General features: G+C 32.0%; 20 protein-coding genes. 18 read left to right on the forward strand and 2 right to left on the reverse strand.

Annotated elements, in window-relative coordinates; translation table 11 throughout:
* Positions 1-4 precede the first annotated feature (4 nt).
* From ACJJVO_RS15535 to ACJJVO_RS15595, 13 genes are all read left to right on the forward strand, one after another.
* Positions 5-1,027, forward strand: coding sequence for a polysaccharide lyase family 7 protein (locus tag ACJJVO_RS15535; protein WP_405575762.1), 1,023 nt, complete (start codon positions 5-7; stop codon positions 1,025-1,027).
* Between the two features lie 9 nt (positions 1,028-1,036).
* Complete coding sequence (gene gndA, locus ACJJVO_RS15540; RefSeq protein ID WP_405575764.1) at positions 1,037-2,920, forward strand: NADP-dependent phosphogluconate dehydrogenase; 1,884 nt, start codon at positions 1,037-1,039, stop codon at positions 2,918-2,920.
* Positions 2,921-2,951: 31 nt separating this feature from the next.
* Positions 2,952-4,226 carry an Nramp family divalent metal transporter gene (locus tag ACJJVO_RS15545; RefSeq protein WP_405575766.1) on the forward strand — a complete coding sequence of 425 codons (1,275 nt, stop codon included), beginning with the start codon at positions 2,952-2,954 and terminating at the stop codon, positions 4,224-4,226.
* Between the two features lie 119 nt (positions 4,227-4,345).
* Positions 4,346-6,691 (forward strand): polysaccharide lyase 6 family protein, encoded by a 2,346-nt coding sequence (locus ACJJVO_RS15550; protein WP_405575768.1) that lies wholly within the window; start codon positions 4,346-4,348, stop codon positions 6,689-6,691.
* A gap of 2 nt (positions 6,692-6,693) precedes the next feature.
* Positions 6,694-8,973, forward strand: coding sequence for an alginate lyase family protein (locus tag ACJJVO_RS15555; protein WP_405575769.1), 2,280 nt, complete (start codon positions 6,694-6,696; stop codon positions 8,971-8,973).
* Positions 8,974-9,080: 107 nt separating this feature from the next.
* On the forward strand, positions 9,081-9,455 hold the full coding sequence (locus ACJJVO_RS15560) for a cupin domain-containing protein (RefSeq protein ID WP_405575770.1): 375 nt from the start codon (positions 9,081-9,083) through the stop codon (positions 9,453-9,455).
* A 303-nt stretch (positions 9,456-9,758) separates the two neighbouring features.
* Positions 9,759-12,845 (forward strand): SusC/RagA family TonB-linked outer membrane protein, encoded by a 3,087-nt coding sequence (locus tag ACJJVO_RS15565; protein WP_405575772.1) that lies wholly within the window; start codon positions 9,759-9,761, stop codon positions 12,843-12,845.
* 22 nt (positions 12,846-12,867) lie between these two features.
* The gene (locus tag ACJJVO_RS15570) at positions 12,868-14,289 is read left to right on the forward strand and encodes a RagB/SusD family nutrient uptake outer membrane protein (RefSeq protein WP_405575774.1); all 1,422 of its coding nucleotides are present in this window, start codon (positions 12,868-12,870) and stop codon (positions 14,287-14,289) included.
* Between the two features lie 15 nt (positions 14,290-14,304).
* Positions 14,305-15,321: a PKD domain-containing protein gene (locus ACJJVO_RS15575; protein ID WP_405575776.1), complete on the forward strand. Its 1,017-nt coding sequence runs from the start codon at positions 14,305-14,307 to the stop codon at positions 15,319-15,321.
* 9 nt (positions 15,322-15,330) lie between these two features.
* Entirely contained in the window at positions 15,331-16,260 is a 930-nt protein-coding gene (locus tag ACJJVO_RS15580; RefSeq protein WP_405575778.1) for a polysaccharide lyase family 7 protein, read from the forward strand.
* A gap of 164 nt (positions 16,261-16,424) precedes the next feature.
* A complete protein-coding gene (locus ACJJVO_RS15585) occupies positions 16,425-17,138 on the forward strand; it encodes a FadR/GntR family transcriptional regulator (protein ID WP_405575779.1) in 714 nt (237 codons plus the stop codon).
* 10 nt (positions 17,139-17,148) lie between these two features.
* Complete coding sequence (locus tag ACJJVO_RS15590; protein WP_405575781.1) at positions 17,149-18,543, forward strand: MFS transporter; 1,395 nt, start codon at positions 17,149-17,151, stop codon at positions 18,541-18,543.
* A gap of 28 nt (positions 18,544-18,571) precedes the next feature.
* A complete protein-coding gene (locus tag ACJJVO_RS15595; protein WP_405575783.1) occupies positions 18,572-19,333 on the forward strand; it encodes an SDR family NAD(P)-dependent oxidoreductase in 762 nt (253 codons plus the stop codon).
* A gap of 57 nt (positions 19,334-19,390) precedes the next feature.
* Here the strand turns inward: ACJJVO_RS15595 and ACJJVO_RS15600 are convergent, their stop codons facing one another.
* Positions 19,391-20,410 carry a LacI family DNA-binding transcriptional regulator gene (locus tag ACJJVO_RS15600; protein WP_405575784.1) on the reverse strand — a complete coding sequence of 340 codons (1,020 nt, stop codon included), beginning with the start codon at positions 20,408-20,410 and terminating at the stop codon, positions 19,391-19,393.
* 147 nt (positions 20,411-20,557) lie between these two features.
* Between ACJJVO_RS15600 and ACJJVO_RS15605 the strand changes: the two genes are divergently transcribed.
* Genes ACJJVO_RS15605 through ACJJVO_RS15620 form a run of 4 tightly spaced genes read left to right on the forward strand, consistent with a single transcriptional unit; the run spans position 20,558 to position 23,682 of the window.
* A complete protein-coding gene (locus tag ACJJVO_RS15605) occupies positions 20,558-21,604 on the forward strand; it encodes a PfkB family carbohydrate kinase (RefSeq protein ID WP_405575786.1) in 1,047 nt (348 codons plus the stop codon).
* A gap of 3 nt (positions 21,605-21,607) precedes the next feature.
* Positions 21,608-22,276 (forward strand): bifunctional 4-hydroxy-2-oxoglutarate aldolase/2-dehydro-3-deoxy-phosphogluconate aldolase, encoded by a 669-nt coding sequence (locus tag ACJJVO_RS15610; protein ID WP_405575787.1) that lies wholly within the window; start codon positions 21,608-21,610, stop codon positions 22,274-22,276.
* A 3-nt stretch (positions 22,277-22,279) separates the two neighbouring features.
* A complete protein-coding gene (locus ACJJVO_RS15615) occupies positions 22,280-22,795 on the forward strand; it encodes a LacI family DNA-binding transcriptional regulator (protein ID WP_405575789.1) in 516 nt (171 codons plus the stop codon).
* A 44-nt stretch (positions 22,796-22,839) separates the two neighbouring features.
* The gene (locus ACJJVO_RS15620; protein WP_405575790.1) at positions 22,840-23,682 is read left to right on the forward strand and encodes a DMT family transporter; all 843 of its coding nucleotides are present in this window, start codon (positions 22,840-22,842) and stop codon (positions 23,680-23,682) included.
* A 16-nt stretch (positions 23,683-23,698) separates the two neighbouring features.
* On the opposite strand, the gene ACJJVO_RS15625 is transcribed toward ACJJVO_RS15620, so the two are convergent.
* Positions 23,699-24,592, reverse strand: coding sequence for an AraC family transcriptional regulator (locus tag ACJJVO_RS15625; RefSeq protein ID WP_405575792.1), 894 nt, complete (start codon positions 24,590-24,592; stop codon positions 23,699-23,701).
* 186 nt (positions 24,593-24,778) lie between these two features.
* Here ACJJVO_RS15625 and ACJJVO_RS15630 point away from each other — a divergent pair, with 186 nt between their 5' ends.
* Positions 24,779-26,263 carry a BCCT family transporter gene (locus ACJJVO_RS15630; protein WP_405575794.1) on the forward strand — a complete coding sequence of 495 codons (1,485 nt, stop codon included), beginning with the start codon at positions 24,779-24,781 and terminating at the stop codon, positions 26,261-26,263.
* Positions 26,264-26,412: the final 149 nt, after the last annotated feature.

Raw genomic sequence — 26,412 nt, forward strand, 5'->3', positions numbered from 1 at the left:
ATAAATGAAAAAATCACTATTTACAATTTTCATCCTTTTGCTAATCTTTGGGTGTAAAGATAATACCAAAACAAATCCGGAAGTAACAGTTAAAAACGAAGCGGAAACGCAAATAAAATACCCAAGTGATGTGATTCCGTTTATGGACAAATGGAAAATTCTTTTAGGAGATGGCACTAGGTCTGAAGACTTGGTAGGTTTTCAAAAAGAAGATTTCTTTTACGTTGAAAACGATGGAAAAACGGATTGGGTAGTTTATAAAACACCAAACTCTGGTGTTACTTCAAGAACATCAAGTAATACTAGAACTGAACTTGGTGAAAAAGAACATTGGATTCCAGAAACAGGAGGAAAACTAACAGGTACATTAAAAGTACAACATGTTTCAACTACAGGAGATGCAAATATATCTTCCTCATATTCTGTTGTTGTTGGACAAATTCATAGCGATGAAGGTCATGAAAATGAGCCTCTAAAAATCTTCTATAAAAAATTTCCAGGTCATACAAAAGGTTCTGTGTTTTGGAATTACGAAATAAATACTGAAGGAGATAATTCTGGTAGATGGGATTTTTCTACAGCAGTTTGGGGATATGATTTTTCAGTAGTTGGTGATAATGCCACTACTAGTCCTGCAGAACCAGAAGATGGTATCGCTTTAGGTGAAGAGTTTAGTTACGAGGTAAACGTACACAAAGGCATTATGTATTTAACCTTTACAAGCGAAGGTCATGAAACTATAAAGTTTACTAAGAACTTATTAAAGTCAGATTTTGCCACAAAACAAGCTATTCCGCAACAAATAATAGATGTGTATTCATCTAGGAGAACAGTAGGAGTAGAACGCGAAATTGCTTATGCAGGTGAGATAAATTACTTTAAGCAAGGAGCTTATAATCAAGCTAATATTAAAACAGGCTCTAAAACATACGACGGTGATATCGTAAAACAATATGCAAACGGAAGCTATGCAGAAGTTTGGTTTAAAGAGGCTACTGTTGGCGCATCTACTGATCCTAATAAATAAAAAATGACGTTGAAAAAAGTAATATTTATAATGGGTGTTTCTGGTTGTGGTAAAAGCACTATTGGTAAACTATTAGCTCAAGAATTAGATATTCCTTTTTTTGATGGAGACGATTTTCATCCAGAAAGTAACATTCAAAAAATGTCTAACGGACAAGCTTTAAATGATGAAGCTAGGCAAGGTTGGTTAGAAACATTAAATGATTTAGCAAAACAACAGCTAGCTAAAAATAGTTGTGTTATTGTGTGTTCTGCTTTAAAGCAGAAATATAGAGACATATTAAGTTTTGATATTAAAGCAGAAACTAATTGGGTATATTTATCTGGATCTTTTAATCAGATTTTTGATAGACTCAACAGTAGAGAAGGTCACTTTATGCCTTCCGAATTATTGATATCACAATTTGAGACGTTAGAAGAACCTAAAGATGCGTTAAAAATTGATATTGCCTTTACGCCAGAAATTATTATAAAAACAATAAAAAACGGATTAATGAATACTTCAGAATTTGGATTATTTGGTTTAGGAGTAATGGGGAAAAGCCTATGTAGAAATTTAGCCAATAATGGTTTTAAAATTTCTATGTTCAATAGGCATGTTGATGGCGTTGAGGTAGATGTTGCTAAAAACTTTAAAGCAGAATATTCAGAATTATCTCAAGCTCAGGCTTTTGATGATATTGCAGCTTTTGTAAACTCATTACAACAACCAAGGCGTATTATGCTTATGGTAAATGCAGGGAAAACTATAGATTATGTTATTGAAGATTTATTACCTCATTTGTCTGAAAATGATATCATAATTGATGGCGGAAATTCAAACTATAAAAAAACTAAAGAGCGTAACGCTTATTTAAAAACAAAGGGCATTCATTTTATTGGTACAGGTGTTTCTGGAGGTGAGGAAGGAGCATTAAAAGGGCCATCAATAATGCCAAGTGGAGATAAACAAGCTTACGAAAAAGTGGCTCGGTTTTTAGAAACTATTTCTGCTAAAGATAAAAATGGTTTGCCTTGCTGTACGTATGTTGGACCAGAAGGAAGTGGTCAATTTATTAAAATGGTACACAATGGTGTAGAGTATGTAGAAATGCAATTATTAGCAGAAGTATCTACAATTTTGGAGGGTTTAGGTCAAAATCCAGATGATATTGCAAATACTTTAGAAAGTTGGAAAGACACAGCAAATAGTTATTTGTTAGAAATTACAGCTACTATTTTTAGAAAAAAAGAAGGCAACGATTGGTTAGTTAACAAAATATTAGACAAAGCAGGAAATAAAGGAACAGGAAACTGGACCACCATTGCTTCCGCAGAACTTGGAGTGCCTAGCACGTTAATAGCATCAGCTTTGTTTTCAAGATATATTTCTTTTTACAAAGAAGAACGAGTACAATTAAATAAGAATTTTGAGCACTCAAATACTTCTGAATTAAACATGACTACGAATGATATTTTAGAAGCTTATCAGTTTGCTAGAATTATAAACCATTATCAAGGTTTTAAATTAATTTCAGAAGCTTCAAATAAATTTGAGTGGCATCTTAATTTAAGTGAAATAGCTAGAATCTGGACTAATGGCTGTATTATTAGATCTACATTAATGGAAGATTTGGTGGTTGTTTTTAAACACACAACAAACATTTTAACCAATTCAGAATTAATAAATACAGTTAATAAATATAAGCCATCAGCAAAAAAGGTAGTGTCGCAATGCATACTTAACGATGTAACAACACCAGCGCTGGCTGAAGCTATTCAATTTTTAAACGGAATTACAACAAAATATACGTCTGCTAATATTATTCAAGCGCAACGCGATTATTTTGGAGCGCATACCTATCAAAGACTTGATGATGATTCTGGAAAAAGTTACCATACAAATTGGAACTAGAAACTAATAACCAAATTAACTAACTCATATTATGGATGTAACCACACCAAAGAAATCATTTCTCAATAAGATAATAGCATTAATATTAGGGTTTGGTCCAGGTATTTTTGCTATTGGTTATACAATTGGTACAGGTAGTGTAACATCTATGATTGTTGCAGGTAGTAAATTTAATATGCAATTATTATGGGTACTTTTAATAAGCTGCCTCTTTTCGGGAATTTTAATGTTTGCTTACGGAAATTATGCTTTAATTACAGGTGAAACGGCACTCTTTGGTTTTAAAAAGCATTTTAAATACGGTAAAATTTTAGCGATACTAATTATAGTAGGCATAACGTTTGGGCAATGGAACTCTTTGATGGGTATCTTAGGAATTTCTTCAAATATTATTTATGAAATTTTAGTGTTAAATTTTCAAGGATTAGCAGACTTTAAATATGAAACTGTATTAGTAACTGCTATTGTTATTATCGTTACATTTTACTTATTAATGTTGGTAGGGAAGTACACTTTTTTCGAAAAAATACTTGTCATTTTTGTAACCTTAATGGGATTGTCTTTTGTACTGTCGTTATGTTTTGTACAACCACTTTCTGTAGATGTTGTAAAGGGATTGATACCTACCATTCCAGATGTGCCAGGAGGTAAAATGTTAGTCGCTGCCTTTGTTGGTACTACTATGGCTTCTGCAACATTTTTATCAAGACCATTATTTGTAAAAGGCAAAGGATGGACCATTAAAAATTTAGGGCAACAAAAAAGAGATTCAATAACAGCTGCGATTTTAATATTTGTTATTAGTGGAGTTATTATGGCTGTAGCAGCTGGTGCTTTGTATTATCAAGGTAAAGAAGTTACGCAGGTTTTAGATATGGCAAATACATTAGAGCCAGTTGCAGGTAAATGGGCTGTTACTATATTCTTTTTTGGAGCATTAAGTGCTGGGTTGTCGTCTATTTTTCCATGTTTATTAATTGCACCTTTATTAATCGCAGATTATCAATCGGGAGAGTTAGATACCAATTCAAAGCAATTTAGAATTATAACATTTGTAGCTTGTTTGGTAGCATTAATAGGACCTGCTTTTGGAGCTAATCCTATTGAGATTCAAATTCTTTCTCAAGTGTTTAATGTGTTTGTATTACCTGTTGTTATTTTAGGTATTATAATGATTGTGAATAGTAAAAAGATTATGAAAGGTTACAAAACAAGTACTTTTGTAAACGTTGGTTTATATGCATCACTTCTTTTTGCTTGTATCATTTCTTATAATGGCATACTGGCACTAATGGAATATTTTTAACCATGTTTTTTTAGTTTTGTAGTTAATATAGCACAGCTTTGAGATAAATATCTATATATTTTTTGGTTACTTCCAAAAATCGCGTATATTGGTAAACCAATCTGGTAAACCAATTTATTATGATAAATAAACGATCTCTAAGTCTTGTATCAATGTTTATTTTATTGCTTCTTACACTTTCTTTTAAAGGTGCTGAGCCTAGTGTTTTATTAGTAAAGAATGTATCTGAGTTTAACGATGCTGTAAACAACGCAAAACCAGGTGATGTTATTACATTAGCCAATGGTGTTTGGCAAAATGCTGAACTCGTTTTTGAAGGTAATGGGACAGCAAAAGATCCAATAAAACTAACAGTTGAGACTAAAGGAAAAGTAACTTTAGAAGGTGCTTCAAATTTACAATTGGCTGGTGAGCATTTAATTGTTGAAGGTCTTGTTTTTAAAAACGGATACACACCAACAAATGCTGTTATTTCTTTCAGAAAAAATAGAGAGGAAATGGCGAGTAACACAAGATTAACAGAATGTGTTATTGATAATTATAACAATCCAGAACGTCAAGTTCAAGATTATTGGATTACTATCTACGGAAAAAATAATCGAATAGATCATAATCACATCGTTGGTAAAAAGAATTTAGGAGTTACCATGATAGTTGGTTTAGATACTAAAGAAAGTGTACAGAATAATCACAAAATTGACCATAATTATTTTGGTCCTCGTCCTACTTATGGAAACAACGGAGGAGAAACGCTTAGAATTGGTACCAGCCATACAGCATTAGAAAATTCGAATACATTAGTAGAATCAAATTATTTTGATAGAACTAACGGAGAGCACGAAATTATTTCTAACAAATCATGTCAAAATACATTTAAGTACAATACTTTTTTTGAATGTACAGGCACATTAACAATGCGTCATGGAAATGAAACATTAGTAGATGGAAATGTATTTATTGGAAACGGAAAGCCAAGTACTGGTGGTGTGAGAATTATTAATGAAAGTCAAACCGTAATTAATAATTATCACATAGGATTAACTGGTTACCGTTTTAGAGGAGCATTTGTTATGATGAATGGCGTGCCAAACTCACCACCAAATCGATATGTTCCTGTTATAAATTCAAAGGCAAATAATAATACGTTTATTGATTGCGATCATATTCTTTTTGGAGCCGGAAATGATTCAGAAAGAAGTCAAGCACCAAGAACCTCTGAGTTTTCTAGAAATATTATTTATAACAAAAACAAGAAAGACATTTTTACTATTGATGCAGATATAAGTGGCATTACCTTTAAAGATAACTTACTCGGACAAAATGGAGAAACATCTATAAATAAAGGTTTTAAAAATGCAGACATTAAATTAGTTAAAAACGAACAAGGGTTTTTAATTCCTACATCAAATAAAATAAAAACAAAAGTGACTATTAGTCCAAAGATAGCAACTAAAGAAAATACTGGCACCACTTGGTATTCTAAGGCAGATAATAGTGTTGCTCTAAATTCTGGTAAAACAATTAAAGTTAAAGCAGGAATTAATACACTATTTGAAATAGTTAAAGGGTCTAAAGCCGGAGATATTATAGAATTAGAGGAAGGCGGAATTTATTTATTAACTAAAGCGGTTCAAATTAAACATCCACTAACTTTTAAAACTTCAGGAACAAAAAAAGCAACTGTTTTATTTGAACGTATGATGGCTTTCGAAATTCAAAATGGAGGAAGTTTAGCCTTAGAGAATATCATTTTTGATGGTACAAAATCACCAGATTATGCAGGTAATTCTGTAATAAGTACAAGTAAAAATTCAATGCTAGATAATTATAAATTGTTTATTGATAACTGTGAGTTTAAAGATATGGTGGTCAATCATTCGTTTGATGTGCTAAGAGTTTCTAAAGGAACATTTGCAGATACTATAAGTATTCAGAATTCAACATTTAAAAATATTTCAGGTCATATTGCGGCATTAGATAAAGAAACAGATGATATTGGTGCATATAATGTGGAATATATGATTATGAAAAACAATATAGTTACTGATTTGCAAGGAGCAGCTTTAAGATTGTATAGAGGTGGAAGAGATGAAAGTACATTTGGTCCTTTTTTAGAAGTAGATCACAACGTATTTAATAATGTAGGTTTCGGTAAAAAGAACAAATATGGAGTAGCTATGTCTTTATATGGAGTTCAGGTTAACGATATTCAAAATAATAATTTCAATAACACTAAAGGTTTAAATATGCATTTGGTTGTTGGTGAACCTATTGTTAATGTGGTGAATAATAACTATTACAAATCTGGTAAAATTGAAGTAACTGGAGATGAAAAATATAATGTTCAAAATCTTTATAATATTGAGTCTACTTTTAAAGAAGGGACTTTTCTATTGCCTGAAAACTCTAATTTAAGAGGGAAAGCAACAGACAAAAAAGACATAGGAATTATTGTTAAAAACTAAACATGACCATAATTAAAAATTTCATAATCAAATTTGCTTTAGTCGCAATTGTATTCACTGCGTTTTCTTGTAAAAAAGAAAACGCAGCTGTTACAAATACTCAAAGTGAACCAACATCATTACAAGAACATCCTAGCTTAATTTTAACAGCACAAGGTGTTAAAGATATTAGAGCACAATTAGGAAGTATTCCAGTTTTTGATAACACATTAAAAGCTGTTCAAGAGGAAATTGATGCAGAAATTGCTTTAGGGATAGATACACCAATACCAGTAGATTATTCTGGTGGTTATACACATGTACGTCATAAACGCAATATGATAGTATTGCAAAAAGCAGGAGTTTTATACCAGATTTTAGATGATGAAAAATATGCGAAATATGTAAAAGACATGTTCATGCAATATGAGGCGATGTATAAAACATTACCACTGCATCCTAAAACAAGATCTTATGCAAGAGGTAAATTATTTTGGCAATGTTTAAACGATTCTAATTGGTTGGTATATGCAAGTCAGGCTTATGATTGTGTGTATAATTATTTATCTGAAGATGAACGCAACACGCTAGAAACAAATTTATTTAAACCATTTGCAGATCATATTTCAATAGATAGTCCGCAATTTTACCAACGAGTACATAATCATAGTACTTGGGGAAATGCAGCAGTTGGCATGATTGGCTTAGTAATGGATGATCAAAAATTAATCGATCGTGCTTTGTATGGTATTAAAGATTTAAAATTAGATACTAAAGAAAAAGATGATGATGGTGGTTTTTTAAATAAAGATGGAAAAGCTGGTTTTCTGGCAAATATAGAAGAGCCTTTTTCTCCAGATGGTTATTATAACGAAGGACCATATTACCAACGTTACGCTATGTACCCATTTTTAATTTTTGCAGAAGGATTGCATAATGTAAAACCAGAATTAAAAATATTTGAATATAAAGAAGGAGTACTTTTAAAATCAATAAATGCCTTGTTAAATTTATCGGATGCAGATGGTGAATTCTTTCCGCTTAACGATGGCCAAAAAGGAATGTCTTATTATAATGACGCTTTAGTTACTGCAGTAGATATTTCTTATTATTTCGGGACACAAGATCCAGGTTTATTGAGTATTGCTAAAGAACAAAATAAAGTTTTATTAGACGATTCTGGTTTGGCGGTTGCACTTGGAATAAAGAATGGAAATGAAAAACCTTTTAATAAAAAATCAATTAATTTATCAGATGGCCCAGATGGAGCACAAGGTGGTGTTGCTATCTTGCGAAATGAAGATATAGAACTCGTATTTAAGTATGCTGCACAAGGCTCTAGTCATGGTCACTATGATAAGTTATCTTATTCATCATACGAAAAAGGTGAGGAAATTCTTCAAGATTACGGTTTAGCACGATTTGTAAATATTGAACAAAAAGGTGGTGGAAATTACTTAAAGGAAAACAAAACGTGGGCAAAACAAACAATTGCACATAATACAGTTACTCAAAATGAAACGTCTCATTTTAATGCGAAGTATGATATAGGAAGTCAGCATCATTCGGTACTAAATTATTTTTCTTCAGAAAATGCAAGCGTACAAGTAGCAAGTGCAAAAGAAAGTAATGCCTACCCAGGTACAGAGCTATTGCGTACTATGGTAATAATAAAAGATGAAAATTTTGAAAAGCCATATATGTTAGATCTTATGAAGGTGACTTCAAACAAAGCTAATCAATATGATTTTCCATATTATTTCTTAGGACAGGTTGTGCAAACAAATTTTGATTACCAAACACCAAAATCATTAAATCCTTTAGGAACCAAAAATGGATATCAACACCTGTTTGTTGAAGGAACGGCAAAAGCATCTAGTGATAATAGTAAATTGTCATGGTTAAATAAAGGGAAGTTTTACACCTTAACATCGGCTACCAATACTAATGATGAGTTGCTGTTTACTAGAATTGGAGCAAATGATCCAGAATTTAATTTAAGACGAGAAGCTGCTTTAATGTTAAGACGAAAAAACACTAAAAATACGCTCTTTGTTTCGGCTATAGAATCACATGGTAGTTATAGTCCTGTTTCAGAATCTGCAGTAAATTCAAATAGCAGTATTAAAGAGTTGAAAGTGGTTTTAGATACTGAAGCTTATACTGCAGTACAAATCACCCATATAAATGGTAATGCAAAATTGTTTATAACAGTAAATGCGGATGCTTCAAAAGAAGCAAAACATAGTGTAAAAATTAACGATAAGAATTACGAATGGTCGGGTTCTTATTATTTCAAATAAAATAAAACTATTAAAATCATAAAAACGAGCTAGTTCAAAATTTTATCATTCATAGGATTGATTTATGGAGAACAGCATTTTAACATAAAAAATATAAATAAAAACTTATGAAAAGATTTAGCGAAAAGTACGTCATTACAAAAGATATGGAATGGGAAGAACTTGGTGGAGGAGTATCCAGAAAGTTTTTAGGTTACGATAACCAAATCATGATGGTAAGAGTAAAATTTGATAAAGGAGCATTAGGTTCTCCACACCAACATTTTCATACACAGGCGACTTACTGTGTTTCAGGGAAGTTTGAATTTGAAATAGATGGTGTAAAGCAAATTGTAGAAGCTGGAGATGGTGTATATATTGAGCCTAATTTATTGCATAGCGCAGTTTGTCTAGAGGAAGGTGAGCTAATAGATACATTTAGTCCTGTGAGAGAAGATTTCTTAAGTGGAGGAGGAGTATCTTATTTTGGAGACAAAAAGTAATATGGGAAAATATTACTCTTATAATATTTGAAGACTTTATGAAGTCGTAATGCAATTCTTACTTACAATATAGATGTTTGCTATTTTAACCCAAACATTTGCTTTATTAACATATAAAATTTACGAAAACGTTATAATTAACAAAATTTTATATATATTTGGTAAACCAAATTGGTCAACCAGTTTGGTTTACCAAAATAAATAGCACAAAGTTTGCCCTAATTTATCGTGTTAAAATAAACCTATAGTGGTGTAAATAAGAAATTATAATTTAAAAACTAATCTAACTCTAAACAATGAATTATGAATTTAAAAGTTAAACTCATTACAGTTGTTGCACTATTCTTTAGTGTAATGATATTTGCTCAAGATGGTTATACCATAAAAGGTACTGTAACCTCTGCGGCTGATAATATGCCCATACCAGGTGCCAATATTATAATTTTAGAAACTACCAGAGGTACTTCTACTGATTTCGATGGAAACTATCAGTTGACTGTAAATAAAGGAGAAGTAATTCAATTCTCTTATATTGGTTATGTCACACAAACAGTGGTAGTTGATAGTCAAACAACTTTAAATATTTCTTTAGTTGAAGATTCAAATACTTTAAGTGAGGTTGTAGTAGTTGGTTATGGAACACAAAAGAAAAGCCATTTAACTGGTGCGATTTCGAAGGTTGTTAATGAAGATTTAGACCAAATAGCTGTTGCTCGTGTTGATGATGCGCTTGTAGGTCAAGTTTCTGGTGTAAATATTCAGGCAACAGAAGGTGAGGCTGGTTCTGCTCCAACAATTACAATTCGTGGTGCTGGTTCAATAACAGGTAATTCTACACCTTTAATCGTTGTAGATGGTTTAGTGGTGGATTCGGATTATTTAGGATCTTTAGATATGAATGATGTTGCATCTTTTGAAGTATTAAAAGATGCTGCTTCAACTTCCATTTATGGATCACGTGGTTCAAACGGTATTATAATGATTACTACTAAAGATGGTAAGGAAGGAAAAACAAAATTTAGCATCAATTCATTTCTTGGTGTTAAAGAAGCTAGACATAGTGATGCTTATACTTTTTCTGTAGCAAAAACTGCTGCAGCTGAATTAGCAGCTACAGGAACAAATTCAGATAGAACAAAATACAAACAATTATTAGGAGATAATACTAATTGGCAAGATGTAATTTTTGATGGTGGGATTATTACTAGTCACTCATTTTCAGCAAGAGGTGGAAGTAAAAAAACAAAATTTAGTACAGCTTTAAGCTACTTGCATGATGAAGGTGTATTATTAACAGATGATTATAAAAAGTATAGCCTTAAATTAAAGGTGGATACTCAGTTGAATGATAAATTTGCGTTTGGAGTTAATTTAACCCCTTCCATATCTGACACACGTCGTTTTGATGGTTCAACACACGATATTTTACGTCAACCTTCCTGGTTACCTGTATATTTAGATGAACGAAATATTCAATTTGTAAATAGACTAAGAGATGGAGGTGTTTATGCAAATGCTCAAATTGGTGATTATGCTGTGCAACGTATGTTTGATAATTACGATTTAGATACCATGTCACCATTAGCTAGTGGTGGTACAAGTATCAGTAACACATCTAATACAAATCCTGCGGCAAAAATATTAGAACGTGACCGTACTGATAATAAATTCAAAATTTTTGGAAGTGTTTATGGAAAGTATGATATCAGTGAAGCTTTAAGTTTTAAAGTTACTGCAGGTGGGGATCTTCAATATACTAAAAGAAGAAGATGGCAAGGTGTGTTAGCAAGTAGAAATGGAGCTTCTGCGGCACAATTAGATTTGTTTAATGAAAAAAGAGTTCACGGATCTTTAGATGGTTATTTTGCATATGACAAAACTTTTGATAAGCATAGTATATCTGCTATCGCGGGTTTAGCTACTGAGAGCTGGAAATTTAGTAATGATTACGTTTCTGGAAACGGTTATACATCAGATAAGCTGCAAACTATATCGGCAGCTACCACTATTATAGACTTTGGGTCTGAAGAATATGAGGAAACGTTATTTTCAATGTTTGCAAGAGCAAATTATGTTTATGATGATAAATATTTAGCATCAGTTAGTTTTAGACGAGATGGGTCTTCTAGATTTGGAGCAAATAATAAATATGGTAATTTCCCGGCTTTTTCTGCTGGTTGGATAGTAAGTAATGAAGACTTTTTAGAAGAAAGCAATATAATTAGTAAGCTGAAATTAAGAGTTAGTTACGGTTTTACAGGAAGTAATGTTTTAGATACTAGTAGTAATCAAATTGATTTCTACCCTTCATATTCTTTGATAGATCCTTCAACAGCTGTTGTTAATGGAGGAGTAGTAAATGGTTATAATCCTTTAAATATTTCCAATGAAGATTTACAATGGGAGCGATTAAGAGAGATTAATCCAGGTATAGATTTTGGTTTTGCAAATAATGTTATTACAGGTTCTTTAGATTATTATGATAGAACAAGTGATCAATTATTATTAAATAATCCTATATCTTCAACTACTGGTTTTACTGATGCTTTAGTAAATCTAGGTAAAGTAAAAAATAGTGGTTTTGAAATAGAGTTACGTTCTCGTAATGTCTCTAAAGAGAATTTCTCTTGGAATACTACCTTAATTGCATCTCGTAATAAAAATGAGTTAATTGATTTTGCGGATTCTAATGGTCAGATTCAAAATGTAGATTCTAAAAGAGCTGCAGAATGGATCAATCTTGAAGGAAACCCAATATCTTCTTTTTACGGTTGGGTTGTAGATACAGAAATTCCTTTAGAATATATTTCTAATCCTTATCATCCAATTGGAGGTCAAGCTCAAGATGTATATGTAAAAGATTTAAATGGAGATGGTTTAATTGATGATGATGATAAAACAATATTAGGTAACCCTTATCCAGAATTAGTATGGAGTTTGTCAAATGATTTTAAAATTTACGATTTTGATTTCTCTTTTATGTTCCAAGGTAGTCATGGTGCAGAAGTAAGAAATATGGCAGATCAGTATATATTCAATCAATTCAATTCTTCTCAAGATTATATTTCTACTACTCCTAATCAAGGATTTATTAAAGAGAAAATATTTACGAATTCAATTATTCAAGATGCTTCTTATGTAGCATTAAGAACAGTGAGTCTTGGATATACGTTACCAAATAGTTTTGCTGAAAAAATACATGTTAACAAACTTAGGTTATATGTGTCAGGTCAAAATCTATTGTATTTCACAGCTGATGGATATACAGGTTGGAATCCAGAATCAATCTATCATACGTCAGGAACTCAGTTATCTACTACATACGGATATCAAAGAGGTGGTTCACCTATAAATCAAACTATTTCATTAGGTTTAAACGTAGAATTTTAAAAAAAATAAAATGAAAAATAAAATGAAAAACTTAAAAGTAATAATAGTATTAGGCATTTTGCTTTCTACTATAACCTCTTGCGAGGATTATTTGACTCCTGCACCATCTTCGGTATTAAATGGTGTAACATTTTTTGAAAATGATGAAGATTTAGAAGCAGCTCTAATTAATATGTACGATGGAATTCAAGGTGTTAATTCTACTAGTACGAATGATAATCATGCTTTACAGTATGAATTCTATATAACAGAAATGCGTAGCGATAATACTAGAACAAAAAGTAATGAAGGTGAAGCTGCTCAATTTGAGTTTTATACTATTACAGCGACAAATGGTATAGTTGCGGATTATTACATAAGTTTTTATAACGTAATTTTTAGAGCAAATACAGTATTGGCAAATTTAGATGTCGCTTCTGATGAAAATAGAGCGAAAATTGAAGGTGAAGCAAAGTTTGTACGAGCTTATGCCTATTTTAATTTAGTACGCTTATATGGAGATATTCCTTTGGTTCAATCAGTAATCTCTCCAGGAGATACAAATGTGCAATATACAAGGGTGGCAAGTTCTGAAGTTTATGACTTGATTGAGAGTGATTTACTAACAGCGATAGATGGATTAGATAATACATATAAATCTCGAGGATCTAAAGCTGCTGCACAAGCATTATTGGCTAAAGTGTATCTTACAGAAGGTACTAATTATTTAGAAGCACAAATTTTGTGTGAAGAAGTTATGGGAAGTGGGTTTATGTTAGAACCAAATTTTAAAGATGTATTTTATAATGAGTTGAATAATGAAATAATTTTTGCTATTGGTTACTTAGAAGATTCACAAGATAGTCAAAACTTTTCTGCAGAATGGCTTAATGCTGTTGGTAGAACGAGTGGTGTAAATTATACTACTGCCGACGTAAGAGCTGTAATAGACGAACTAGGAGGTGATAGAAAACCATATTCTTATCGTGTAGATATTGAACAACCAACACAGTTCCAAGTTGTGAAATTTTTGCCTGAATCGGATGATTCATTGGGTATAACTTCTACGGTAACAGATAGAACTAAAGCAGGTAATGATTGGATTGTATTGCGTTATGCAGATGTATTATTAATGCACGTTGAAGCAATTATGGCAGGTGGAAATAGCACTTCTGCTCAGTCGGCTCTAGATTCTTTTGAAGAAATAAGATTAAGAGCTGGTTTACTAGGTGATGATGATGGTACAATTACTAAACAAGAATTGTTAGACGAAAGACGTGTAGAACTTGCTTTTGAAAATCAAAGATTTTTTGACTTAGTTCGTTTCGGAGAAGCACAGAGTGTATTGTCAGCATTTTCTACTGCAACAGGAGGAAGTTTTACTGCTACAGACCTTTTATTACCTATACCACAAAGAGAAATTAACCTTAGTAATGGAGTTTTGACACAAAACCCTGGTTACTAATAAAATATATAAACAATGAAAAAACAATTAAAAAATAGTTTTTTGGTTTTCGCTGCGATAGCAACTATGACCATGTTTAATAGCTGTGAGGATTTAGAGCTGTTTGAGCCATTAGGTGAAAATTCAATTGCAGATGCTACACCACCAAGTGCCAATTTTTCTTACTCACAAGGAGCTGGCTTAGATGATGCGTGGAAAGTGTATACATTTGCAAACGGATCAACTAGTGCAACAGCTTATACTTGGGATTTTGGTGATGGTAACACATACACATCAATAGACGTAGATGATGCAGATGCTGTAAATACTTATCCAGGAGAAGGAACTTATGTTGTAACACTCACTGCCTCTGATGATTTAGGCGCTGTTAGTGTTTTTTCAGAAACTATTATGGTAGTTGAACCAGAAGAACCAGACGTTCCAGACCCAATATTAGTAAATGCAGATTTTGATAAACTTCCTAAGTCTTCAGGTTCTGATTGTTCATGTTCTGGTTGGATTAATAAAAGTATAGGTGATCAAGGTGAATCTAGTTCCGGTAATGGAGGTTCAGATAATGTTGTTAAATTTGATAATAATGAGCCTGATGCTGTCTATCAAGAATTCGAAGTTGTACCAAATGCAGATTACTCAATACAAATAGTTACATCTTTCAGTAGTCTTGCTGGTGGTTCGTTTCCAAGCATGCTTGAATTAAGAGTTTTAAAAGGTTCTGGTTATTCAAGTGGTTATACTCCAGCTTATTACACAGATACTACGGCTATGCCACAAGATGATTGGGGATATGAATCTATAACTCAAGTTGAAGATGCTGCAAATAATCTTTTAGTTGAAGTACAAACTAATCCATCTGATGATGAATATTTCACTTATACTTATTCATTTAATTCAGGTGCTAATAATAGTGTAGCATTATTTATTAGAGGTATTGGTGGACCTGCAACTGGAGGTGGTGGTACCGAATTAGGCTATAATAGTGGTGACGAAGAAATTAGAGCTGATGTTATTACTATTACTGCAATTAATAATTAATCTATAATAATGAAAAAATTCCGAAAAGAAATATTGGTTTTTTTACTGATAGCATTTATATCTGTTAACGTTACTTCTCAAAATGTGGGAAGTAACGTTACAGAATCGGATAATAAAATAGAAAAGAAAAAGAGCAAAAAGAAGAAGAAAGGAAGAAAAAAGAAAGTAAAGCTCCCAAAAATAGATTTAAGTCACTGGAAAGTGACATTACCGATAGCAAATGAGAAGGGTAAACCTTATGAAATAGATCCACCTGAAATCTTAAATTTTGCTAACATCGAAGTTGCCAAACCTTACATGTATATAGATTCTACTAAAGGAGCAATTGTCTTTCATGCCATGCCAACAGACTCTAAGACTAAAAACACAAAATATACAAGGTCAGAGTTAAGAGAGCAAATGGTACCTGGAGATAATAATACCAATTGGACCTTTAAGCAAGGAGGAACCATGAAGGGGAAAATTGCAATGGAGGAGGTAACTCGAGATTCAGATGGTAAATATCATCGTGTTATTATTATGCAAATTCATGGTAGATTAACTAATGAACAGCGTGATTTAATAGGCGAAGATGATAATAATGCACCACCTATATTAAAGATCTATTGGGATAAAGGTAAGATAAGAGTAAAAACTAAAGTCTTAAAAAACTTAAATGCTTCAGAAACAGAATTGCTTCATGAAGATGCATGGGATAATGATGAAGGATTTAATTTTGAACAAGAAGTAGGTTTTAAAAAGTTTACTTTAGAAGTTCAAGTTTCTGATGGAAAAATGCTAATTATTTTAAATAATAATGAGTATAAATCTTATGAAAGTATTCACATTAAAAAATGGGGAATATTTGAGAATTATTTTAAGGCAGGAAATTACTTTCAATCAAGAGATGAAGGATCCTTTGCTAAAGTGAAATTTTATGAATTAGAAGTAAGTCATTAAAAGTATATTTGAGTTAGTCGCTTATTGAATTCTACTGTTGTTTAGTCCTATAAGTAGAATTCTTTAAGCACTAATAAATAGTAATAGCTTTTATTAGTATTTGTTTAATATTTATATAACTTTATCAGGTCAAAACTGGGTAACCAATTTATAAATTTTAAGATATGAAGTTAGAAATTTTATCAAAATCAGAAAGTCTTGATTCACAAAAGACAATCATTTCTAAAATAGGAGATCTTATAAATTATAAAAATTTAGAACCTGGCGATAAATTGCCTTCAGAAAGAACGTTATCAGAAAAATTTGGAGTCACAAGAAGTAATGTTAGGGACGCAATTCAAAAATTAGAATTATATGGATTGTTAGATTCAATTCCGCAAAGCGGAACTTTTGTCGCTAATATTGGTGTTACGGCTATGAACGGAATGATTGAAGATATTTTAAGATTAGAAGATCCAGATTTTAAAACCTTGGTTGAAACAAGAATCTTATTAGAGCTTAAAACCGTAAGATTAGCTGCTTTAAGGAGATCTGATGAGGATTTAGAAAAAATAAAAACTGCTTTAGATGCCTATTCAAAAAAAGTTTTAAAAGGTGAAGATGCAGTGCAAGAAGATTTGTTATTTCATTTAGCAATAGCAAAAGCAAGCGGTAATAGTACTATGAATAATTTTATGTTATTAATTACACCAAAAATTATTACCAATTTTGAAAAGTATCATGTTTGTGATAAAAATTTAGCGAATCAAGGTATAGACGAACATATGGCAATTTATAAAGCTATTAAAAGTCAAAACCCAAAATTAGCAAAACAAAAAATGAAAGACCATTTTAATGTGTTGTATCAATATTGTTACAATATTAAAAAGTCATCTTAATTGAATTTAAATGAAAAAAACAGGTAGAAAATTAAAAGGATTAAGATGGTGGGTTGTAGCGTTGATAGCTATTGCAACCATTATTAATTATATAGATCGTACTTCGTTAAGTGTTCTTTGGCCAGAAATTGCCAAAGATTTGTATCCTGGACACACAGCTGATGAAACAAAGGAAATTTATGCATTAATTTCAATTATTTTTGTTTTTTCTTATGCTTTTGGACAAGCAATATTTGGGAAAATTTTTGATTGGGTTGGTACACGAATGGGATTTGTACTTTCAATTGGAGTTTGGTCTATTGCAACAGCATTACATGCTTTTGCAAATGGTATTTTAAGTTTCGGAATATTTCGTGCAATATTAGGAATATCTGAAGCTGGGAACTGGCCAGGTGCAACTAAAGGAAATGCAGAATGGTTTCCTACCAAAGAGCGTGCGCTCGCACAGGGAATTTTTAACTCTGGAGCTGCTATTGGAGGAATTGTATCTATTCCATTAATCGCAACTTTATCAATATACTTTGATTGGAAAGCGATATTTATTTTTATAGGTTTAGCAGGTTTGCTTTGGTTAATACCTTGGTGGATTTTAGTAAAATCAGCACCAAAAGATCACCCTTGGATTACAGAAGAGGAACGTGAATATATTTTAACAGGGCAAAAAAATGAAGATTTTGATGGAGATGGAGTAGAGGATCAAGAATATGACCCTAATACCGGAGAATTACTTGGACATAAACAAAGTTGGGGTGTAATTTTAGCCTCAGCAGCAATAGATCCTATTTGGTGGTTATTTGTTTTTTGGATACCTATTTATCTAAATGAGGTTTTTGCGATGGACGTTAAGTCAATGGCATTATATGGCTGGGTGCCATATGCAGGTGCAATGATAGGTGCTTATTATGGTGGTATTTTAGCACGAAATAAACTGAAAAAAGGATGGAGTGTTGATAAAACGCGTAAAATGGTAATAACCCTTGGTTGTGGAATAATGTTGCCAGCATTATTGGCAATGGCAAATCCTCTTGGTATTGAAAAAGCTGTGATTAGTTTTTTGAATAGTGTTGGAGCGATAGATATGACTATAACAGACATGCAAAATCCGGGAGCAACAACAGCTGTAATATTAATGGCGATAATCTTATTTGGTTTTCAATCTGCAATAGGGAATGTTCAAACATTACCAAGTGATCTTTTTAGTGGAAAAACAGTGGGTTCTTTAGCAGGTTTTTCTGGTATGGCAGCTAAATTAACAGCAGCAGGTTTAACCTATTTAGTACCATGGTTAACAAGTGGAGGAAATTATACACCTGCTTTTATTATTGGAGCAACTTTATCGTTGTTGACCGTAGCAAGTGTTTGGATATTTATTCCAAAAGTTAAACCAGTGACAAAAAAAGTATAACATAATTATATATATTAAATTAATAAAGATGAGTAATAAAGGAAAAGTAGCAGTAGTTACAGGCGCAACAGGTGGAATAGGATTTGCTGTAGCAGAAAGATTAGGTAAAGATGGATATACTGTAATTTTAAATGGTATTGAAGATGAAGCAGGAGCTGAAAGAGTAAAACAACTTGCAGCACAGGGAATTACAGCAGAATATTATGGTTTTGATGTTACTAAAGAAGATGAAGTAGCTTCAAACATCAAAAAGATTGGTGATAAATACGGTAGAATTGATGTGCTAGTAAATAATGCTGGTGGATTAGGAGGAAGATCTCGATTTGAAGAAATGACAACTGATTTTTACAGATTTGTTATGGCACTTAATCTTGATTCTGTATTTTTTGCATCTAGAGCTGCAATACCTTATTTGAAGAAAGGAGAACACCCTTCTATAATAAACTATACCTCTAACGCAGGATGGACTGCAGGTGGTCCTGGAGCTGGTATCTATGGTACATCTAAAGCAGGTGTTCATGCGATGACTAGAGCATTAGCAAAAGATTTAGCAGAATATGGAATTAGAGTAAACGCAGTATCACCAGGTACTATTGATACACCATTTCACGCTCAAATTAAAGCGACTAAGCCAGAAGTTTTTGCTTCATGGGCAAATAATATTATGTTAGGAAGATTAGGTCAGCCAGAAGATGTTGCTGGTGTTATTTCATTCTTAGCAAGTAAAGATGCAGGATTTATTACTGCAGAAACTATCCAAATTGGTGGTGGACAAGCTTTAGGTATCTAAAACTTAAGATAAAATTATATTAATTATGCGTTATTGTAGACATACAATAACGCATTTTTATTTCGATGAATCTCTAATAATTAATTCAGCATTCAAAATTATTTTATTCAAGCTTTGTTTTAATTCAGGTTGTTCAACACGTTTAAGAAATGTTTCGGCAGCAAGACGACCAATGTCTTTACTGTGTTGTTTTATACTCGATATTGAAGGAGTGACTAACGAAGTAAAAGGTTCATTTCCAAAACCAATTAACCGAATATCTTCTGGTACTTTAACCTCGTTTTCATTAAGAATTTGTAAAGCACCTAAAGCAGCATAATCACTTGCAATATATACAGCATCTGGTCTGTTTTTTAATTTTAATAATCGTTCCATTTCACGTCTGCCATCTTCAAGTGTTAAAGCGCTTTCAATAATTAAACTAGCGTCTATTGGTAGGTTGTTTTTCTCTAATGCATCAACATAGCCTCTAATTCTATTATTAAAGATACGAGTTCGTCTGTATCCACCAATATGTGCAATCCGCTTACAGCCTTTTTCAACTAAATGTTCAACAATCATATGGCTACTATCATAATCATTGATACCTATATAATCCACATTCAAGTCATTTTCACCTCTATCAAAAAGTATCAGAGGGATTCCTTTAGATTTTATTTTTTCGTAATGAGACAAATCAACGGTTTCATTGGCCATAGAGGCAATAATACCATCAACTTGAGTGAATAATAAAGTATCTATATTTTTACATTCCTTTTCAAAAGACTCATTAGATTGTGTGATAATGATGTTATATCCAGCTTTGTTAAGCACAGATTCCATGTTTTCTAATACAGAAGAAAAGAAATTACTATTAGTTCTAGGCACAATGACGCCTACTAAGTTACTCTTTCCTTTTCGTAAAGCGCTAGCCAAATGATTAGGTTGGTAATCTAATTCTTTAGCAATTCGTTTAACAGCTTTCTTAGTTTTATCACTGATGCGCGAATCATCATGCATCGCTTTAGAAACAGCAGCAGGTGAGATGTTTAAAGCATTTGCAATGTCTTTTAGGGTAGTTCTTTTTTTATTCGCCAAGTTTTTATATATTTGCTTAATCGATTAAGCAAATATAATAGTTTTAACTAAAAGAATCAAAGCTAGACCGTTTTGATTTATTTTTAAAGCATATGGTTAATCGATTAAGCAAACAACAATTTATAACTAATTAAACTAATATATAGAATGAAAAAAGTAGTCACTTTTGGAGAGATAATGCTAAGATTAGCACCTCAAGGTTTTTTAAGGTTTTCACAAGCTAATAATTTTGACGCTATTTATGGTGGTGGAGAGTCTAACGTTGCTGTTTCATTAGCAAACTATGGCGTACCTGTTGATTTTGTAACACGTTTACCAAAAAATGATATTGGAGAATGTGCTATGATGGAAATGCGTAAAAGAGGAGTAGGAGTTGATAAAATCATCTATGGTGGTGACCGTTTAGGAATTTATTTCTTAGAAACAGGTGCTGTAAGTAGAGGTAGTAAAGTCGTTTATGATAGAGCACATTCTGCAATTTCTGAAATTAAACCAGGTATGGTAGATTGGAAAGCTGTTTTTAAAGATGTCGCTTGGTTTCACTGGACAGGTATTACACCAGCAATTTCTCAAGGTGCAGCAGATGCATGTTTAGAAGCTGTAAAAGTGGCTAGCGAAATGGGAGTAACTATTTCTACAGATTTAAATTATAGAGCGAAACTTTGGACGTTCTGCGATGATGCACATAGAGAAAAAATAATGACTGAATTAACATCGTATTGTGATGTTGTTTTAGGAAATGAAGAAGATGCAGAAAAGCATTTTGGTATTCATCCTGAAGGTTTAGATGTTCATAAACATGGACACGACGTAAAAGCAGAAGCTTTCTTATCTGTTTGTAAGCAAATGATGGAGAAATTTCCAAGAGCTAAAAAAGTAATTACAACTTTGAGAGGTTCTATTTCAGCATCTCATAATACTTGGGCTGGTGTTTTATACGATGGTAAAAAAATGTACGAAACGCGTCAGTATCAAATTACAGATATCGTTGATCGTGTTGGTGGTGGTGATTCATTTATGGGTGGATTAATCTACGGATTATTAAAATATCCTGAAGATGATCAGAATGCATTGGATTTTGCAGTTGCAGCTTCTTGCTTAAAACATACTATTAAAGGAGATGCCAACTTAGTAACAGTTTCAGAAGTAGAAAAATTAATGGGAGGTGATGCCTCAGGACGTGTAGCAAGATAAGTTATGGCAAATTATACAAGAATAGAAGTCGCAAATGTTATGAAACAAACCGGAATGGTGCCATTGTTTTATAATTCAGATTTAGAAATTGGTAAAAAAGTAATCAAAGCTACCTATGATGGTGGTGCACGATTATTAGAATTTACAGCAAGAGGAGATTTTGCTCACGAAGTTTTTGGAGAGCTTAATAAATGGGTCCTTAAGGAATTACCAGGAATGATTATGGGTGTTGGTTCTGTTACAGATGCAGCATCAGCGTCTCGTTTTATGGCCTTAGGAGCTAATTTTATTGTAACTCCTGTTTTAAGAGAAGATATCGCAATAGTTTGTAATAGACGTAAAGTTGCTTGGTCTCCAGGTTGTGGTTCTTTAACCGAAATTTGTAGAGCTGAAGAACTTGGATGTGAAGTTGTAAAATTATTTCCAGGTGGTATTTATGGTCCTGATTTTGTTAAGGCTATCCGTGGCCCTCAGCCTTGGACTAGCATTATGCCAACAGGTGGAGTTTCTCCAACTAAAGAAAATCTTGAAGGTTGGTTTAAAGCCGGAGTAACTTGTGTTGGAATGGGTTCTAAACTTATTGCAAAAGGGGCAGATGGTAATTATGATTTGGCAAAAATTGAATCAGATACTAGAAATGCATTGCAAATTATTAGTGATCTAAAATCATAACTATTGAAATCGTCAGCTGTAACTATAAAACAACTTTCATTTTTATCAGGATATTCAATATCTACGGTATCTAAAGCTTTAAATAATAAGCATGAAATTAGTAAAGCGACACGCGATACAATTAAAACTATAGCAAAACAGCATAATTATGTTCCAAATAATTATGCTGTTTCACTTAGAATGCAAAAAACGGGTTCAATAGCTGTTATCATACCCGAAATTACTGAAATATGTTTTAGCCATTCTCTTAGTCATTTGCAAAAATCTGCGGAAAGTTTTGGATATAGAATACTGTTTTATCAATCTTTTAATTCTAGTAGTAAAGAGTTAAATTACATAAAGAGCCTCAGCGATGGCTCAATCGATGGTATTATCGTTGTTTCTTCAGAAATTAAACATAAATCACATCATACGAGTACTTCATTTCCTATTGAATTTATCAGTATTGATGATAGTCAATCTCTTGATGAGATAAAACGGCTATCTTATAATAGTTTATTAAATGTTTTGAAGAGTTAATTTAACTAAGAAATTACTCTACATTGCGCTATTAAAAATTTAAGATGCTGAAAAAAGCAATACAATACATGGTGGTAAGTGCTTTAGCATTTACACTTCTTAACGTGTTTGTGAAATCATTGAACAGTTTTAACGTCTATCAAATTGTATTTTTTAGATCGTTAGGTTCTTTGTTTTTTACTCTGCCTTTTTTACTAAAAAATAGAATATCTCTATTAGGTAATAAAAAAGGATTACTGATTCTTCGTAGTGTATTTGGGCTTATTTCAATGACCTTATTCTTTTTGTCTTTAAAATATATAGCCATGGGAACTGCAGTTTCTATTAGATATATTGCTCCAATTTTTGCAGCGTTTTTTGCTTTACTATTTCTTAAAGAGAAAGTGAAACCCATACAATGGCTATTTTTTGGTATTGCATTTTTAGGTGTTTTAATATTAAAAGGGTTTGATGCAAAACTACAATTTGATGAGGGTATGTTATTTGCACTTATATCTTCCTTATTTGCCGGCTTAGTATATATAACAATTAGAAAAATCGGTAATGAAGATCACCCTGTAGTTGTAGTTAACTATTTTATGATTATATCAACAGTAATAGGTGGACTTTTAGCTATAAATGGTTGGGTAAATCCTGTTGGAAAAGAGTGGTTGGTACTTATGAGCTTAGGAGTTTTTGGGTATTTTGCACAATTATATATGACTAAAGCGATGCAGGTAGGTGAAACTAATGAAATTGCTCCTTTTAAATACTTGGAAGTTATTTTCACAATAATTATTGGCTTAATTTGGTTTAAAGAAGTTTATACACTGTGGAGCTTAATAGGAATATTACTTATCATATTAGGATTAACACTTAATATTACCATCAAAAAGGCGAAAAAATAACACGTCATTTCTATCTTTAAACATTCATACGAGGAGCACAAGTACCTCTTTTTAGCATCATATATTCTCCGTTGTTTTTAAATTCGCGTATAGATTGTCCTGCATACCGTTTAAAAGTTTTAGATAAGTGACTTACATCAGTAAAACCGAGTTCATCAGCAATTTGAGTTAAAGTAAAATCGGAATTTAATAAACGAATTTCCACTAATTTCAATTTTGCTTTAATAATGTACTCACGCAAAGACATGTGGACTTGTTTTTTAAAGTATTCACTAACATAAGTTGAAGACAGCATAAAGACTTCTGCTAAATTTTCAACTTTTAGTAATTCTGTTTTATCTATGTTTTCATTAATATAAGTGAGCATTTTGGTAATTCTTTCATCATTATTATTCGGAATCTCAAAATAATTACTCTTTTTTATATTTCTAATAAGTATTTCTAAAACACTCGTCATAAGACTTGTAACGAGATTTATGGATGATTCGCTATAACTTCTAGATTCTTGTAAAATCATCTCTATTAAACTTGCTAAATGAGTTCTGTCGATGTCATTTTTTATAATGTCACCTGGTAACTGGTTGTAGTTAGATAAGATGTAAGAAGCTTCTTTAAACCATTCGTTTCTATCAATAGTAATTCTGTTTACATTTTTAAAAAATGAATCCGTAAACTTTAGAAATACAAATTTGGTAGATTTTTCTATGTTGAATGAATGACATTTTAATGGAGGCAGTAAAAAGATACTGCCTTTGTTATAATGGACTTCATTATAGTTAATACATTGTGTGCCTTCACCATCTTTTATTAAGACCAATTCGAAAAAGTTATTTTTAACAGGCCGTTGTTTCCAAGCGGTTAATTCTATTTCTTGTATTTCAAAAGGTTTAAAAGCTTCAATAACTTGCATTGTGGTGTGTATTTACGACAATTTAAAGCAAATTTAGACGAAAAAGAATTATAAAGATATGATTTCACATCAGAAACCTCTTAAAGTACATGATTATCCGTTTTAGATACAAATTATACTCTCAGAGTTGGTAGTCTTAGGATTTATATTCTAATCCCTATTTTTGTCTCAATCAAAATTCTTTTAATGTTAAAGCACCTTCAAAAACATGCCATTTTATCTATTTCTGTAAGTATCTTATTTACGTGTAGTCTAATCGTGTTTTTTGCAACTGAAGCCAGTTATAGTGCCATTGAAAGTACTTCCTTATGGGTTAGAAATTATTTTGGTTATTTCTACCTCTTCTTGGGTTTTGGTTGTGTTTTGGCATTATTATTCATTGCTTTTTCTAAATACGGAAATATAAAACTTGGTAAACCATCCTCTAAACCAGAATATTCACTTTGGTCTTGGATAGCCATGTTGTATAGCGCAGGCATGGGATCTGGTATTTTATTAAGAGCAGTGCAAGAGCCCGTTTTTATGCAACAAAATCCACCTTATGCATCTGAATTATCACCAAATATTTTAGCATTAGAGTTTACCTTTTATCAATGGGGATTAACAGCTTGGGCATTTTATGGCCTTTTTGCAATGGTTGTTGGCTATGCGCTGCACGTTAAAAAAAAGAAAGTCAGAATTAGTGCTACTATTAACGATCATATAAAAAGCAAATTTTTAAAAAATGGAGTAGATGTTATTACAATTATAACAACTGTTTTTGGACTTATTGCAGCAATTGGGCTTGGAACAACTCAAATTAATGGAGGTCTCAACCATATTTCAGATTATAATTTTGGACTTACAACAACTATAAGCCTTTGTGTCTTTATTTCTATCGTTGCATGTTATTCTGCATGGCAAGGAGTAAATAAAGGGATTAAAATATTTTCTAAGCTAAATATCATTGTCACCTTAGCTATTTTGATGTTTGTTTTTACAACAAGTGATATGGCTGCTATATTGGTTTCGTTTGCTAAAGCGACTTGGTATTATCTCATAGACTTTGCTCCCATGAGTTTAGCCATGGGATCTTATAATCCTGGTTTAGAGTTTTTAACCGATTGGACCTTTTATTATTGGGCCTTTTGGTTAGCTTGGGCACCGTTTACAGGAATATTTATTGCACGCATATCTAAAGGTCGTACCATAAGACAATTATTATTAGGTGTTTTAATTATTCCCTCTTTAGGTACCTTTTTTTGGTTTTCTGTTTTTGGAACTTCTGCATTCAGTTTAATAGAAGAATGGGGAGTTTACAATGACCAATTTAGTAATGTATTTGCTTCCATATTTGTGTTCTTTGAACACTATCCTTATGCAACGGTTTTAAATATTACATCAATTTTTCTGTTAATTAGCTTTTTAATAACGTCTGTCGATTCAGCTGTATTTGTATTGAGTATGTTTACAGATAAAGGCTCTAAAAACCCAAGTAAAACACACCGTGTTATTTGGTCCGTTTTTATTTTGTTGGCAACAATAGCTTTAATTCTTTTAGGTAATTCTAAAGCAAACATCAATGTTTTAGAAGCTGTTCAGCGGTTGTTAATTATTACCTCGTTACCATTTTCTTTTTTCATTATCATCATGTTGGGCTATTTTATTAAGGATATCTACAAAAAGTATTAGTGGTATGAATAAAGGTTAATCACTTACTTGAAGTACATTTAAGCGTAAAAAACCAGTGTTGCCCATATTTTTTAGGAAAATTTTAAGATTACAACTTGAATAAACCTTTTTTTATACCTGTATTACCTTTTTTTGTACAAAAAAAAATG

Origin of the sequence: Winogradskyella sp. Asnod2-B02-A (assembly GCF_045063645.1) — a bacterium.
GTDB lineage: Bacteria > Bacteroidota > Bacteroidia > Flavobacteriales > Flavobacteriaceae > Winogradskyella.

What these genes read in the sequence shown, in the direction of transcription:
- ACJJVO_RS15535 (WP_405575762.1), top strand. Translation starts at nt 5, where the DNA reads ATGAAAAAATCACTATTTACAATTTTCATCCTTTTGCTAATCTTTGGG.
- ACJJVO_RS15545 (WP_405575766.1), top strand. Translation starts at nt 2,952, where the DNA reads ATGGATGTAACCACACCAAAGAAATCATTTCTCAATAAGATAATAGCA.
- ACJJVO_RS15550 (WP_405575768.1), top strand. Translation starts at nt 4,346, where the DNA reads ATGATAAATAAACGATCTCTAAGTCTTGTATCAATGTTTATTTTATTG.
- ACJJVO_RS15555 (WP_405575769.1), top strand. Translation starts at nt 6,694, where the DNA reads ATGACCATAATTAAAAATTTCATAATCAAATTTGCTTTAGTCGCAATT.
- ACJJVO_RS15560 (WP_405575770.1), top strand. Translation starts at nt 9,081, where the DNA reads ATGAAAAGATTTAGCGAAAAGTACGTCATTACAAAAGATATGGAATGG.
- ACJJVO_RS15565 (WP_405575772.1), top strand. Translation starts at nt 9,759, where the DNA reads ATGAATTTAAAAGTTAAACTCATTACAGTTGTTGCACTATTCTTTAGT.
- ACJJVO_RS15570 (WP_405575774.1), top strand. Translation starts at nt 12,868, where the DNA reads ATGAAAAACTTAAAAGTAATAATAGTATTAGGCATTTTGCTTTCTACT.
- ACJJVO_RS15575 (WP_405575776.1), top strand. Translation starts at nt 14,305, where the DNA reads ATGAAAAAACAATTAAAAAATAGTTTTTTGGTTTTCGCTGCGATAGCA.
- ACJJVO_RS15580 (WP_405575778.1), top strand. Translation starts at nt 15,331, where the DNA reads ATGAAAAAATTCCGAAAAGAAATATTGGTTTTTTTACTGATAGCATTT.
- ACJJVO_RS15585 (WP_405575779.1), top strand. Translation starts at nt 16,425, where the DNA reads ATGAAGTTAGAAATTTTATCAAAATCAGAAAGTCTTGATTCACAAAAG.
- ACJJVO_RS15590 (WP_405575781.1), top strand. Translation starts at nt 17,149, where the DNA reads ATGAAAAAAACAGGTAGAAAATTAAAAGGATTAAGATGGTGGGTTGTA.
- ACJJVO_RS15595 (WP_405575783.1), top strand. Translation starts at nt 18,572, where the DNA reads ATGAGTAATAAAGGAAAAGTAGCAGTAGTTACAGGCGCAACAGGTGGA.
- ACJJVO_RS15605 (WP_405575786.1), top strand. Translation starts at nt 20,558, where the DNA reads ATGAAAAAAGTAGTCACTTTTGGAGAGATAATGCTAAGATTAGCACCT.
- ACJJVO_RS15610 (WP_405575787.1), top strand. Translation starts at nt 21,608, where the DNA reads ATGGCAAATTATACAAGAATAGAAGTCGCAAATGTTATGAAACAAACC.
- ACJJVO_RS15620 (WP_405575790.1), top strand. Translation starts at nt 22,840, where the DNA reads ATGCTGAAAAAAGCAATACAATACATGGTGGTAAGTGCTTTAGCATTT.
- ACJJVO_RS15625 (WP_405575792.1), bottom strand. Translation starts at nt 24,592, where the DNA reads ATGCAAGTTATTGAAGCTTTTAAACCTTTTGAAATACAAGAAATAGAA.
- ACJJVO_RS15630 (WP_405575794.1), top strand. Translation starts at nt 24,779, where the DNA reads ATGTTAAAGCACCTTCAAAAACATGCCATTTTATCTATTTCTGTAAGT.